This window comes from Dendrosporobacter sp. 1207_IL3150, assembly GCF_036763085.1.
Lineage (GTDB): Bacteria > Bacillota > Negativicutes > DSM-1736 > Dendrosporobacteraceae > JBAIYU01.
Window position 1 is genome coordinate 1 of the sequence record NZ_JBAIYU010000001.1, and the last position, 13,386, is coordinate 13,386.

At 40.5% G+C, this 13,386-nt stretch carries 12 protein-coding genes; all 12 read right to left on the bottom strand.

What is annotated here, in order from left to right:
- Positions 1-169 precede the first annotated feature (169 nt).
- Positions 170-1,459 carry an ArsB/NhaD family transporter gene (locus tag V6C17_RS00005; protein ID WP_333520508.1) on the bottom strand — a complete coding sequence of 430 codons (1,290 nt, stop codon included), beginning with the start codon at positions 1,457-1,459 and terminating at the stop codon, positions 170-172.
- A gap of 52 nt (positions 1,460-1,511) precedes the next feature.
- On the bottom strand, positions 1,512-2,798 hold the full coding sequence (locus V6C17_RS00010) for an ArsB/NhaD family transporter (RefSeq protein ID WP_333520509.1): 1,287 nt from the start codon (positions 2,796-2,798) through the stop codon (positions 1,512-1,514).
- A 219-nt stretch (positions 2,799-3,017) separates the two neighbouring features.
- Positions 3,018-3,401, bottom strand: a complete 384-nt coding sequence (locus V6C17_RS00015; protein ID WP_333520510.1) for a biotin/lipoyl-containing protein — start codon at positions 3,399-3,401, stop codon at positions 3,018-3,020.
- Between the two features lie 143 nt (positions 3,402-3,544).
- Positions 3,545-3,700 (bottom strand): methylmalonyl-CoA carboxyltransferase, encoded by a 156-nt coding sequence (locus V6C17_RS00020; RefSeq protein WP_333520511.1) that lies wholly within the window; start codon positions 3,698-3,700, stop codon positions 3,545-3,547.
- Between the two features lie 15 nt (positions 3,701-3,715).
- Positions 3,716-5,245, bottom strand: coding sequence for a methylmalonyl-CoA decarboxylase subunit alpha (mmdA, locus tag V6C17_RS00025; protein WP_333520512.1), 1,530 nt, complete (start codon positions 5,243-5,245; stop codon positions 3,716-3,718).
- 38 nt (positions 5,246-5,283) lie between these two features.
- Positions 5,284-5,691: a methylmalonyl-CoA epimerase gene (gene mce / locus V6C17_RS00030; protein WP_333520513.1), complete on the bottom strand. Its 408-nt coding sequence runs from the start codon at positions 5,689-5,691 to the stop codon at positions 5,284-5,286.
- A gap of 60 nt (positions 5,692-5,751) precedes the next feature.
- Positions 5,752-6,690 carry a methylmalonyl Co-A mutase-associated GTPase MeaB gene (gene meaB, locus V6C17_RS00035; protein WP_333520514.1) on the bottom strand — a complete coding sequence of 313 codons (939 nt, stop codon included), beginning with the start codon at positions 6,688-6,690 and terminating at the stop codon, positions 5,752-5,754.
- Positions 6,691-6,760: 70 nt separating this feature from the next.
- Positions 6,761-7,153, bottom strand: a complete 393-nt coding sequence (locus tag V6C17_RS00040) for a cobalamin B12-binding domain-containing protein (RefSeq protein WP_333520515.1) — start codon at positions 7,151-7,153, stop codon at positions 6,761-6,763.
- A 25-nt stretch (positions 7,154-7,178) separates the two neighbouring features.
- Complete coding sequence (locus V6C17_RS00045) at positions 7,179-8,825, bottom strand: acyl-CoA mutase large subunit family protein (protein WP_333520516.1); 1,647 nt, start codon at positions 8,823-8,825, stop codon at positions 7,179-7,181.
- Between the two features lie 19 nt (positions 8,826-8,844).
- Positions 8,845-10,350, bottom strand: a complete 1,506-nt coding sequence (locus tag V6C17_RS00050) for an acetyl-CoA hydrolase/transferase family protein (protein ID WP_333520517.1) — start codon at positions 10,348-10,350, stop codon at positions 8,845-8,847.
- 366 nt (positions 10,351-10,716) lie between these two features.
- Positions 10,717-11,370: a redox-sensing transcriptional repressor Rex gene (locus V6C17_RS00055; RefSeq protein ID WP_333520518.1), complete on the bottom strand. Its 654-nt coding sequence runs from the start codon at positions 11,368-11,370 to the stop codon at positions 10,717-10,719.
- 288 nt (positions 11,371-11,658) lie between these two features.
- Positions 11,659-13,383 (bottom strand): NADH-dependent [FeFe] hydrogenase, group A6, encoded by a 1,725-nt coding sequence (locus V6C17_RS00060; protein ID WP_333520519.1) that lies wholly within the window; start codon positions 13,381-13,383, stop codon positions 11,659-11,661.
- Between the last annotated feature and the right edge of the window lie 3 nt (positions 13,384-13,386).

A 13,386-nucleotide genomic window follows, 5' to 3' on the forward strand; every position in this document is an offset into this window, starting at 1 on the left:
TTGTTCAGATTATGCGGTCGGCAAACCTGCATTTATTCTAACAAAGGAGGCTGTTTTTTTCGACGCATAGCTATAAGCTTTTTGGAACCACATGCATAGCATGTGGTATTCGCTTACGCAATAAAAAAAACGCTTTCGACTGCCGTCGAAGCGTTTTTGATATTTTCTATTAAACTAAATAGCGGAAATAGATATATACACTTGAAATTACGATAGAAAGAATCATTAATGGAAAAGCAAGTTTTAGATATCTCATAAATGATATTGGATATCCTTCTTGAGCCGCCATACTTGCAACAACGACATTTGCACTGGCACCAATTAAGGTACCATTTCCTCCTAGACATGCCCCTAAAGCAAGACTCCACCAGAGCGGTTCTAGGTTTGTAATACCCATTTTGCTCATCTCTTTTATCATAGGTATCATGGTTGCAACAAAGGGGATATTATCAACAAAGGCTGATGCGATAGCACTCATCCATAATATTAACATCGAAGTAGCAGTTAAATTTCCTGCAGTAAACTCGATTGCCTTCTGAGCCATAAGTGAAATTACACCTGTTTCAACAAGTCCAGAAACTAGCATAAATAAGCCGACAAAAAAGAATATTGCCGTCCATTCAATTTTACGGAAAACATGCTCGAGTTCGTGCTCATTATTATGATAAGCCAGTACTAATAAAATACTAGCACCAAATACAGCTACTGTCGCTGATTCAAGATGAAGCATTTGATGGGTCGTAAACATACCAATAGTTAATGTTAAAACGAACAAGCATTTCTTTAATAGTTTTGTATTGGTAATTTGCTTCAGTTCGTCAAGCTGCATAATTTGAGCTTTAAGTTCGTCTGTCGTCACAAGCTTCTTACGATAAATTAAGACAAGGATAAAAATCGTAATGATATATATCAGTATTGAAATGACAGCTAAATTATTGACAAAGGCCATAAAGGTTAGTTCTTTAACGGCACTGCCAATCATTATATTTGGCGGATCACCAACTAACGTAGCCGTACCGCCAATATTCGATGAAATAATTTGAGCAATAAGATAAGGAATAGGCTTTACTTTTAATTGCTTTGCAATACTAATCGTTACTGGCACTGTCAGGAGCACAGTCGTAACATTATCCAATAAGGCAGAACAAACTGCTGTTATTGTACTTAGAACCACTAATAGCTTTACTGGGTCACCATTAACTTTTTTAGCTGACCAAATAGCCAAAAATCTGAAGAGCCCCGTCTCACTAGTAATATTGACTATAATCATCATACCTACTAATAATCCAATTGTGTTGAAGTCAATGTGATGGATTGCCTGTTCCTGGCTTACTACGCCTAACACCACCATTAAGATGCCGCCTGCTAAGGCAATAATTGTTCGATGGACCTTTTCCGAAACAATTACTGAATATGCCAGAACAAATAATGTTATGGCTAAAAGAGCTTTGTTTTCCATGTTTTTTATCTCCTCCCAAAACAATCATTGCAAATAATAAAATTTAAATTTACTATACTAAATACTTAAAATAAACATACACAGTTGCTATTGCAACAGACATAAGCATGACTGGAAATCCAATCTTGAAAAATCTTACGAATGAAATGTGATGCCCACGCTCTTCGGCCATACCAGCTACTATTAAATTTGCACTAGCTCCGATAATACTACCATTTCCGCCTAAGCAAGCTCCCAAAGCAAGACTCCACCATATAGGTTCCAAATTGGTTATTCCTAAGTTACCCATGTCGTAAATCATCGGTATCATTGTCGCAACAAAAGGTATATTATCTAGGAAAGCAGACAGTATAGCACTCATCCAAAGGACTAATATTGAAGTTTTGGTCAAATCACCACCAGTTAAGGCAATAGCTTTTTGAGCCATTTGTCCGATAATACCAGTCTCAATAAGCCCTGAAACAGCAACAAATAGACCAATAAAAAAGAAGATCGTAGCCCATTCAACCTTGTCTAAAGCATGCTCAACAAAGTTATGATCTTGACCGGATATCAGTAGTAACAAGAATGCCCCGCCCAAAGCTATTGCTGCGGATTCAATATGCAATACTTGATGCATAAAAAATCCTATAATCGTAATAAACAAGACTGTCAGGCACTTTTTTAGCATTTTCGTATCTTTGATTTCGGCATTTTCGTCTAACTTCATTAACTTTTTTTTGAGAACATCAGTAGTTTTTAAACGATTTCTATATACAAGGGTTAGTACCCCAACCGTTACAATCAGTATAACTGTTGATATAAAAGCAAGGTTTTCAATAAATGCTATAAAAGTCAACTCTTTTACTGCACTTCCGATCATAATGTTAGGCGGATCACCGATTAAGGTAGCTGTCCCGCCAATATTTGAAGTAATAATTTGAGTGATTAGATAAGGAATTGGATCAACCTGAAGCTGCTGCGTCAGACTTAAGGTAACAGGAACCATCAATAAAACGGTTGTAACGTTGTCCAAGAAAGCAGAAAAAACAGCAGTTATTATTGCTAGATAGATAAGAATTCTTACTGGATCAGCTTTTGCTTTTTTCGCTGACCATATTGCTATATAGTTGAAAAGCCCAGTCTCACCAGTTATTGAAACAATTATCATCATACCAATAAGCAAGCCTAAGGTATTAAAGTCAATATGATGTAATGCTGCTTCTTGATCCACAACCTTGAGTAGTACCATCATGATACCACCGATCATAGCAACTACAGTCCGGTGGAATTTTTCTGTCACGATAAAAACATAGGTTAATAAAAATATTACACTTGCCAAAATAGCTAAATTATCCATGATACACCTCACACATATTAATTTTCGGTATGCTATTTTCTTAGTATAACCCTAAAAAAGCAAAAAAGAGCCTGCGGGTGGCAGACTCCTCCGAAAAATACTAAGTATGCAATTACTAATATAGTTTATATAAAATAAACAGGAAAGTCAATAAAAATTTCCATTAGCAAAATAAAAGAGTACGGTTAAGATTAACCGTACTCTTTTAAGGCAGATATATTAGCCGATAACAGCCATAACTTCGCCTGGTTTTACGCTTTGACCAGCAGCTACGTTGATGGACTTAAGTGTTCCATCAGCAGGAGCGCTGATTTCGTTTTGCATTTTCATAGCTTCAAGAATTAGAACGATGTCGCCTTTTTTGATAGGCTTGCCAGCTTCAGCAACAACCTTTACGATTTTGCCAGGCATTGGAGCATTTACAGGAGTATCGCCAGCACCAACAACAGCAGGAGCTGGAGCAGCAGCAGCTGGAGCTGCTGGCTTAGCAGCAGGAGCAGCAGCAGCAGCAGGCTTAGCAGCAGGAGCAGCAACAGCAGCTTTTACTTCTTCAACTTCAACCTCAAAAGCGGCACCATTAACTTTAATGTTAAACTTTTTCATGTCCTTTATTCCTCCATCACTTTTATTAAATGTATTGCAGCATAATTTTTCGAAAGCAGAACTACTTAATTCTAGTAAGCAGCTTCTACCAACAATTCTATAAAATTATGCAGCTAAATGTACGAAATGTTTCTTGTCAAAAATTAATGAGAATTCATTAATTTTTGACGGCCAGTCATAGCCCAAACTGTGCTAGGCTTAATTTTTAAAGCCAGAGCACCTGTACCCATCATAGCTGTTACAGCTGCAGCAATTGCAGCTACTATTTCAGGACTAACGCCTTTAGCATCTATTTTCATATTTTTCACCTTTCCTTATAGCGGAATATTGCCATGTTTCTTAGCTGGGCGAGCTTCACGCTTGCTAGCCAGCATATTCAAGGCGGTGATAATGCGAGGTCTAGTTTCCTTTGGTTCGATTACGATATCAACAAAACCGCGCTCAGCTGCTTTGTATGGAGTCGCAAATTCCTCAATGTACTTAGCAGTTTTAGCATCAACATCAGGATCTTTCTTGAAGATGATGTTAGCAGCACCTGCAGGACCCATAACCGCGATTTCAGCAGTTGGCCAAGCCAATACTTGATCCGCACCAAGATCTTGTGAGCACATTGCAAGATAGGAACCGCCGTAAGCTTTACGAGTAATTACAGTAATTTTTGGTACTGTAGCCTCAGAGTATGCATAAAGCATTTTTGCACCGTGACGAATAATACCGCCGTATTCTTGGTCAGTACCTGGTAAGAAACCTGGTACGTCTACAAGGTTTACGATTGGAATATTGAAAGCATCACAGAAGCGAATGAAGCGTGAAGACTTGTCAGAAGCATTGATATCTAAGCAGCCAGCCATTACAGCTGGTTGGTTAGCAATAATACCAACAGACTGTCCATCGAAACGAGCAAAGCAAGTAATAATATTACGTGCATAGTGCTCAAGTACTTCATAGAATTCGCCATTATCGACAACCATTTTAATAACGTCTTTCATGTCATAAGGCATGTTAGGGTTATCAGGAAGCAGCGTATTAAGCTCTTCATCCATACGGTTAGGGCAATCGCCTGTTTCAACAACTGGAGCGTCTTCTAGGTTATTGCTTGGCAAGAAGCTAAGCAGGTAACGAATTTGCTCTATGCAGTCATCTTCATTTTCAGCAGCGAATTGAGCTACACCGGAAACGCTATTATGAGTCATTGCGCCACCAAGTTGTTCTGCAGTAACTTCTTCTGCAGTAACAGACTTAATAACAGCTGGACCTGTAATAAACATTTGGCTGGTGTTCTTAACCATGTAAATGAAGTCAGTTAATGCTGGAGAGTAAACCGCACCACCCGCGCAAGGTCCCATGATTACGGAAATTTGCGGGATAACGCCTGAAGCTAAAGTATTCTTATAGAAGATTTTACCATAGCCCGCTAATGCATCAACTGCTTCTTGAATACGAGCTCCGCCAGAATCGTTAATACCGATAACTGGTGCACCCATTTTCATTGCTAAATCTAAAACTTTGCAAATTTTAGCAGCATGCATTTCGCCTAGTGAACCGCCCTCAACTGTAAAGTCTTGAGCAAACGCATATACAAGACGGCCATTAACTGTACCGTAGCCTGTAACAACGCCTTCACCTGGAAGTTCTTTTTCATTCATACCGAAGTTTACACAACGGTGGGAAACGAATTGATCAAGTTCTACAAATGTATTAGCATCGAAGAACTTTTCAATACGCTCACGGGCGGTATATTTACCTGAAGCATGTTGTTTTTCAATACGCTTCGCACCGCCACCAAGCTTGATTTTTTCTTGCTTGGATTTAAGGTCCTGAATTTTTTCCTGGACAGTAGCCATCTTATACCTCCTACAAGATCACTGAATATACCGGACGCTTATTTACGCTCTGATAATTCGAGCAAAATACCGCCAGTAGCTTTTGGATGAACAAAAGCTATACTAGCTCCGCCAGCGCCGTAGCGTGGGGTTTCGTCAATCAAGCGTACGCCTTTTGCTTTTAGGTCAGCTAAAGCAGCTTCGATATTGTCCACTCTTAAAGCAATGTGTTGGATACCTTCGCCATTTTTCTCGATGAACTTAGCGATAGGACCATCTGGTGAAGTAGACTCTAAGAGTTCAACTTCGCTGTCACCGCTTGGAATGAAGCAAACTTTTACTTTTTGCTGTTCTACCACTTCTTCGCCTTGTACTTCCATACCAAGCACTTCAGTGTAGAATTTTTTAGCTTGTTCTAAGTCTTTAACAGCAATACCTATGTGGTCAACTTTAGTTACTTTAAACATTAGTATACCCTCCTTTTTCCATTATCTATCTATGTTTATTAGTGTTAAAATCAATGTTAATTACTTAAGTCTATCCTTAAGTATTTCGTTAACTACACTATAAGGATCTCTTTGGCGCTGCTGGACTGATGTTACTAGTTGCTCAAACTGGCCTGATTCATTAATATTACGTAATATATAACGTCCAAGCTGTTCCTCAATCATAGCCAATAGCTCATTTTTAGTCCGCTGCTTCCGACGAAGAGCCAGTTTCCCAGTTTCTTCGAGGTGTTTAATATGTTCCTCAAGTGTCGCAACAAGTTCATTTATTCCTTGATTTTGACTAGCAACAGTGCGTTTAATTGGCGGACGCCAATCAACCATATCCTGATTCAGATCAAGCATCATTTCCAGTTCAATATTCAGGCGGTCTACACCATCGCGATCTGCTTTGTTTATTGCAAAGACATCGCCGATTTCTAGAACACCAGCTTTAATCGCCTGGATATCATCACCAAGACCAGGTACTAGAACTACCAGTGTAGTATCAGCCGCTTTGACGATATCTACCTCGGACTGCCCAACTCCTACTGTCTCGATAAAGATTACATCTTTGCCTGATGCATCCAGAATTTTCACTGTTTCGGCAGTTTTGCGGGATAATCCCCCTAAGCTGCCCCTTGTTCCCATACTGCGGATAAATACTCCTTCGTCTAGCGTAAGTTCATTCATCCGGATACGGTCACCAAGAATTGCTCCGCCGGAAAACGGGCTCGTCGGATCAACGGCCACAATTCCAACAGTCTTTCCTTGACGGCGATATTCCTTAGCAAGCTTATCTGTTAATGTACTTTTACCAGCCCCTGGAGGACCGGTTATTCCAATAACATGAGCTCGCCCAGTATGTGGATAAAGTTTTTGCATGATGCCGACAGCTGTGTCGTACTCATTTTCAACAGCTGTAATAGCACGAGACAATGCCAGCCTTGAACCAGCCAGCAATTCATTTGCTATATCCATTCGGTTGCACCACCTTATGACATATGTTGCCCTTATCAGATAAGGGCAACATAAGCCACAATTCACTATATTATTTCACGTTAGCGTTGATAAATTCAACAATTGCACTGGTTGGTGTACCAGGTGTAAATACTTCTGCGATACCAGCATCTTTAAGTGCAGGAATATCAGCATCAGGAATTACGCCGCCGCCAACGAAAAGTACATCAGTCATGCCTTTACCTTTAACCAATTCAACTACACGTGGGAAAAGGTGAGGATGAGCACCAGATAAAAGGCTAAGTGCTACAACATTAACATCTTCTTGCAGAGCTGCCTCAGCAATTTGTTCTGGGGTTTGGCGAAGGCCAGTGTAGATAACTTCGAAGCCTGCATCGCGAAGAGCGCGGGCTACGACTTTGGCGCCGCGGTCATGACCATCAAGACCGGGTTTTGCTACTAATACTCTAATACGTTTTTCCATCGTGTTGTCCCTCCAACTCTCGCAATTATAGATTTACATGCGCTTCGTATTCACCGAATACTTTACGCATTACGCCGCAGATTTCGCCAAGTGTTGCATATGCTTTAACGGCATCAAGAATTAATGGCATAAGGTTAACGCTTTCATCTTGGCAAGCTTTTTCAAGGGCAGCAAGCTTATCTTGAACTGCGCCATTGTCGCGTTTCGCTCTAAGATCAGCAAGTTTTTTCTTTTGAAGTTCGCCAACTGAAGCGTCAACACGGAGAAGACCTTCAACTGGTTTTTCTTCGATTTGGAATTTGTTAACGCCAACGATAACGCGGTCGCCTTTTTCAACTTCCATTTGCCATTTGTAAGCACTGTCTTGGATTTCTTTTTGGATATATCCTTTTTCAATCGCAGTAACAGCGCCGCCGATTTCATCAATTTTCTTGATGTATTCCCAAGCTTCTTTTTCGATTTGATCAGTAAGAGCTTCTACATAGTAGGAGCCGCCTAGTGGATCAACGATATCAGCTAAGCCGCTTTCGTAAGCAACGATTTGTTGAGTACGAAGCGCAACGCGTACTGAATCTTCAGTTGGCAGAGCCAACGCTTCATCTTTAGAGTTAGTGTGAAGGGATTGAGTTCCACCCATAACAGCAGCTGCAGTTTGAAGCGCTACACGTACAACGTTGTTTTCAGGTTGTTGTGCAGTCAGCATTGAGCCAGCAGTTTGAGTGTGAACGCGCAACATCCAAGATTTAGGATTAGTTGCACCAAAACGCTCCTTCATTACTTTCGCCCATACACGACGGGAAGCACGGAACTTAGCTACTTCTTCAAGTACGTTGTTGTGAGCGTTCCAGAAGAAGGACAGACGTCCTGCAAAATCGTCAATTTTAAGACCAGCTTTGATAGCTGCGTCGCAATAAGCGATACCATCAGCAATTGTGAAAGCGATCTCTTGAGATGCAGTTGAACCAGCTTCACGAATGTGGTAACCGGATATTGAAATTGTATTCCAGTTAGGAACGTTCTTGGAGCAATATTCAAAGATATTAGTGATCAAACGCATGGAAGGCTTAGGCGGGAATATGTATGTACCGCGTGCAGCGTATTCCTTAAGAATATCATTTTGAATAGTACCGTTTAATTTATCAGCAGAAACGCCTTGCTTCTCAGCAACAGCAATATACATTGCTAAAAGTACAGAAGCAGGAGCATTGATAGTCATTGAGGTTGATACTTTTCCAAGGTCGATTTGGTCGAATAGAATCTCCATATCAGCCAAGGAGTCGATAGCAACACCAACTTTACCTACTTCACCTGTTGAGATAGCGTCATCTGAGTCATAACCGATTTGTGTTGGAAGGTCGAATGCGCAAGAAAGTCCTGTCGCACCTGACTCGATTAGGTAACGATAACGTTTGTTGGATTCTTCAGCAGTAGAGAAACCAGCATACATACGCATGGTCCAGAAACGACCACGGTACATAGTAGGTTGTACACCACGAGTGAATGGATAGGAACCTGGTAGACCAAGATCACGATCGTAATCTAAACCTTCAACATCCACCGGAGTATAAATTCTTTGCTCTGGAAGATTTTTGCGTTCTGGGAATTTAGCTGCTGCTTTTTCTACTTTAGCATTGTACTCTGCCACTTTGGCTTTTAAGTTTTCATTGCTCATTTAGAAATTCCTCCTTTACTTATTTCTTCATTGTGCCTGTTTCCAGGAATCTAGCATGCCAGGAAAGAGCTTCGTCAACAAGATGCGGCGTATGAGCCTTCTTAGTAGCTTTTTCTGCTCTTTCTAAATAATCAAGCAACATAGGTTTGTAATCTGGATGTGCACAATTGTTGATAATTACACGGGCCCGCTCCCTTGGACTTAAGCCACGGACGTCAGCCAGACCCATTTCTGTAACAAATATATCAGTGTCATGCTCTGTATGGTCAATATGTGAACACATTGGTACGATTGAGGATATTGCGCCATTTTTAGCAGTTGAAGTACTGAAGAAGCACGTCAAGTATGCATTACGGGCAAAGTCACCTGAACCGCCGATACCATTCATCATTTTAGTTCCCATAACATGAGTAGAGTTAACATGACCATAGATATCAAATTCAATTGCAGTATTCATCGCAATGATACCAATACGACGTGCAATTTCTGGGCTGTTTGCAATTTCTTGCGGGCGAAGCATCATTTTTGTACGATACTCACCAATATTTTGGTAAAGTCTAGCAAGACCGTCTGGTGATGGTGAGAAGGAAGTACCTGATGCAAATTTAAGTTTTCCTGCATCAGCCAAATCTAACATACCATCTTGAATAACTTCTGTGTAAACTTCAAGATCAGTAAAGTCTGAGTTTACGAATCCGGTAATAACTGCGTTAGCTACAGAGCCAACACCGGATTGCAATGGAAGCATATTCTTCGGCAAGCGACCTGCTTTAATTTCGCTTTTAAAGAAGTCAATGATAAGTTCAGACATTTTTTGCGAATTGTCATCTATTGGTCCAAAAGGACGAACGTCATCACTGATATCACATGGAACAATATATTTAATCTTATCAGGACCGCAAGGAATATACGGTGTACCGATACGATCATTGACTTTTACGATAGGTATTGGCTGACGATGAGGTGGATCTAATGGTACATATACGTCATGCATTCCTTCAAGTTCTAGAGGCTGAGAAGTATTTACCTCAACGATAACAATGTCAGCACTTTGTACGAATGAAGCAGTATTTCCCATTGAAGTAGTAGGTACGATATGTCCTTCTTCAGTAATAGCACATGCTTCAACTATAGCGACATCTACTTTACCGCCCAAAAAGCCATAACGTGTTAATTGAGCTGATTCACTAAGATGAAGATCAAAATACTCTACTTGACCGTTGTTAAGAGAGTTTCTTAACTCAGTATTAGTTTGATACGGCATACGCTTATGAATACCGCCTACCTCTGCAAGCGCACCATCTAACTCTTTACCAACCGATGCACCAGTCCAAAGGTTAATTTTGAAAGGATCTTTTTTCATTCTCTCAGCCAAAGCTAAAGGAACGGCTTTAGGATATCCTGCTGGCGTAAATCCGCTGGCACCAATGTTCATTCCAGGTTTAATAAATGCAGCAGCTTCTTCGGCACTAACAATTTTGTCATGTAGCGCTTTACAACGCACGCGGTCACGAATGTCAATCATTAGAACTTTTTCCTCCTTGCTAGATCAACGAAAAGGTTAGCCAATTCGCCAAATAAAAAATTTTTCATACCCCTTACTCTATTGATCGATAACTTTCACCTCACATCGGAGCTATTGGTGCAAAAAGTAAAACTATAAATAATTGCTACCAAAAATACAATTTAAGCACCAACAAGGTATTTATTGCATAGCAGTACCGTCAATGGCCTATCCGCCAATTGACGGTACTGTTATAACTTTAGTTTTTGATCAATTTTTTATTCAAGCTAATAACCCCTGCTTCATTGTCGGTTGTGAAATTTTGTTCAATCACCTTAAGGTATTTTCTAGATAAAATTACAAATTCCTGCTTTGGAATTGGGAAATTTAAGATTGATCATTGTTTTTCAACATTTTTCGAGAAAGATGGTAAGATAAGCTACTCAAACCGACCGACAAGTCTTCATTCACCACTCGAATATTTTCTGGAACATTTATTTTTATTGGAGCAAAATTCCAGATTCCAGAAACTCCTGCAGTTACTAGTTTATCAGCTACAGTCTGCGCGAAGACAGCTGGGACAGCAATGACGCCAATATGTACATTACGTTCCTTGACTATTTCACCCAATTTTTCAATATCAACGACTTCTACACCATTAATGCTCTTCCCAATAACTTCGGGATCAGAATCAAACATCGCAACTAAATTAAAACCTAATGAACTAAAGTTTTGGTAGTTTGCCAAAGCAGACCCGAGATGGCCAATGCCAACAACAGCAATATTCCAGTTATAGTGCAGCCCTAGTATCTCACCAATATTTCGTATTAACTCACGCACATAATAGCCGACACCTTTTTTTCCGAACTGACCAAAAGATGCTAGGTCTTTGCGTATTTGTTCAGGTGTAACACCCAATCGCTGTCCTAGTTCTTCAGAAGATATTATTTCAATCCCCTCTTCTTGGCCTAAGCGTAAGGTACGAAAGTATAGCGGCAGGCGGTCAATGGTAGCCTTTGAAATGACGATATGGTCTTTCAACTGCCAAGCCTCCTCAAACAAAAGTAGCAGTAAACAGTAAATAATGTCAACCCTTAAAATATTCGAAACTATATCGTAAAATCCTGCCACCGCGCCTTGTATTTCGCTATTTTTTTAATATATTTCCGTAAATAAATAAATTTATTCACTCTTTAAGCAAAATTCTTTTTCTTACACAGTTCACCAAATCACACAAGTGACAGTTTCGAACAGAATGGAGATTGAATGAAATATTTATTTTAACAGAAAAACAAAAGCTCTCGCCGCAGCGAAAGCTTTTGTTTCAACTTAACAGCGGTTTTGGGGGTGGTAATGCGTATGCAGCAATTTATGAGCTTTTTCTCCCATCGACTTACCTAGCCAGTTCTCATACAGTTCTGTAACGGCTGGGTTATGATGAGATTTCCGCAGCTGAGAACATTTATCGCATTCATAAATAGAATTAATGCGTTTTTGACGAATATCGGCACAAGAAGAGACAGGCTGTCCGCCACCACCGATACAACCTCCCGGGCAGGCCATAATCTCTATGAAGTGGTAGTCACAGTCGCCTTTCTTGATCTTATCCAATATTAGCCGTGCATTTGCTAAAGAATGGGCTACAGCGACTTTTACAACCGTTTCACCAATCTTTACTTCGGCCTCTTTGACCCCTTGCAGCCCGCGAACACCGTGAAACTCGATACATTCAAGCTCCTTACCTGTAGCGATTTCTGCAACTGTACGTAAAGCTGCCTCCATTACTCCGCCTGTTGCACCAAAAATTACCCCTGCACCAGTAGCTATTCCCATAGGTGCATCATATTCCTCATTAGACAGCGTATTAAAATCTATTCCCGCTTGCCGTATCATAGCTGCAAGTTCTTGGGTCGTCAACACATAATCTACATCCTGCAATCCGCTAGAGTTCATTTCAGATCTAGCAGCCTCAGCTTTTTTAGCTGTACACGGCATAATGGAGACTGAGACTATATCTTGAGGATTTACGTCAGTTTTTTCGGCATAGTAAGTCTTAACGAGTGCCCCGAACATTTGTTGTGGTGATTTAGCTGTTGAAAGATGATCTAACAACTCTGGATAAACAAGTTCGGCAAAATTAACCCATCCTGGACTGCAGGATGTAATCATTGGAAGTTTGCCTCCGTGCTCTAGGCGATCAAGAAGTTCTGCTCCTTCTTCCATAATTGTTACATCTGCTGCAAAATTAGTATCAAAGACTTTGCTGAAACCTAGTCTTCGCAGCGCAGCTACCATCTTGCCGGTTACTATTGCCCCTGGCTCAAGACCAAGAGCTTCCCCCAATGCTACACGGACCGCTGGCGCAGTTTGTACAACAACATGTTTACCAGGGTTGCTTAGCTCGTGCCACACTTTTTGGGTATCATCTTTAACTACTATGGCAGCTGTTGGACAAACACTAGCACATTGTCCGCAATAAGTACATGCTACTTCATGAAGGCCTTGATTAAATGCAGGTACTACTACCGTATCAAAACCCCGATTAGCAAAACTGTATACATGGACTCCTTGACGTTCGCTGCAGGCCCTGATACATCGTCCACATAAAATGCATTTACTTTGATCGCGTACGATTGATGGGTTATTTTCGTCAATAGGATAATTTTTTCTTTCCCCATCAAATCGTACTTTACGAATCCCCAAGTCTCCTGCTATAGACTGCAATTCACAATTTAAATTACGCTGACATGATAGGCAATCCTGAGGATGATTTGCCAGCAATAATTCAACTACTGTCTTACGAGCTTCTCTCACATCTGCTGTATTGGTATTAACAACCATTCCATCATTTACGGGATATACACAGGAAGCAACTAACGAACGGGCTCCCGCCACCGCTACCATACAAACCCTACAGTTACCTTCAGGTCTAAGTTCCGGGTGATAACAAAGAGTCGGTATTTTTACCCCTGCAATACGTGCCGCTTCTAATACGGTAGCTGTTTTGGGCACCTGAAGTTTTTGACCATCTATAGTTACATTCACCATTTCCATTTT

What these genes read in the sequence shown, in the direction of transcription:
- V6C17_RS00005 (WP_333520508.1), bottom strand. Translation starts at nt 1,459, where the DNA reads ATGGAAAACAAAGCTCTTTTAGCCATAACATTATTTGTTCTGGCATAT.
- V6C17_RS00010 (WP_333520509.1), bottom strand. Translation starts at nt 2,798, where the DNA reads ATGGATAATTTAGCTATTTTGGCAAGTGTAATATTTTTATTAACCTAT.
- V6C17_RS00015 (WP_333520510.1), bottom strand. Translation starts at nt 3,401, where the DNA reads ATGAAAAAGTTTAACATTAAAGTTAATGGTGCCGCTTTTGAGGTTGAA.
- V6C17_RS00020 (WP_333520511.1), bottom strand. Translation starts at nt 3,700, where the DNA reads ATGAAAATAGATGCTAAAGGCGTTAGTCCTGAAATAGTAGCTGCAATT.
- mmdA (WP_333520512.1), bottom strand. Translation starts at nt 5,245, where the DNA reads ATGGCTACTGTCCAGGAAAAAATTCAGGACCTTAAATCCAAGCAAGAA.
- mce (WP_333520513.1), bottom strand. Translation starts at nt 5,691, where the DNA reads ATGTTTAAAGTAACTAAAGTTGACCACATAGGTATTGCTGTTAAAGAC.
- meaB (WP_333520514.1), bottom strand. Translation starts at nt 6,690, where the DNA reads ATGGATATAGCAAATGAATTGCTGGCTGGTTCAAGGCTGGCATTGTCT.
- V6C17_RS00040 (WP_333520515.1), bottom strand. Translation starts at nt 7,153, where the DNA reads ATGGAAAAACGTATTAGAGTATTAGTAGCAAAACCCGGTCTTGATGGT.
- V6C17_RS00045 (WP_333520516.1), bottom strand. Translation starts at nt 8,825, where the DNA reads ATGAGCAATGAAAACTTAAAAGCCAAAGTGGCAGAGTACAATGCTAAA.
- V6C17_RS00050 (WP_333520517.1), bottom strand. Translation starts at nt 10,350, where the DNA reads ATGATTGACATTCGTGACCGCGTGCGTTGTAAAGCGCTACATGACAAA.
- V6C17_RS00060 (WP_333520519.1), bottom strand. Translation starts at nt 13,383, where the DNA reads ATGGAAATGGTGAATGTAACTATAGATGGTCAAAAACTTCAGGTGCCC.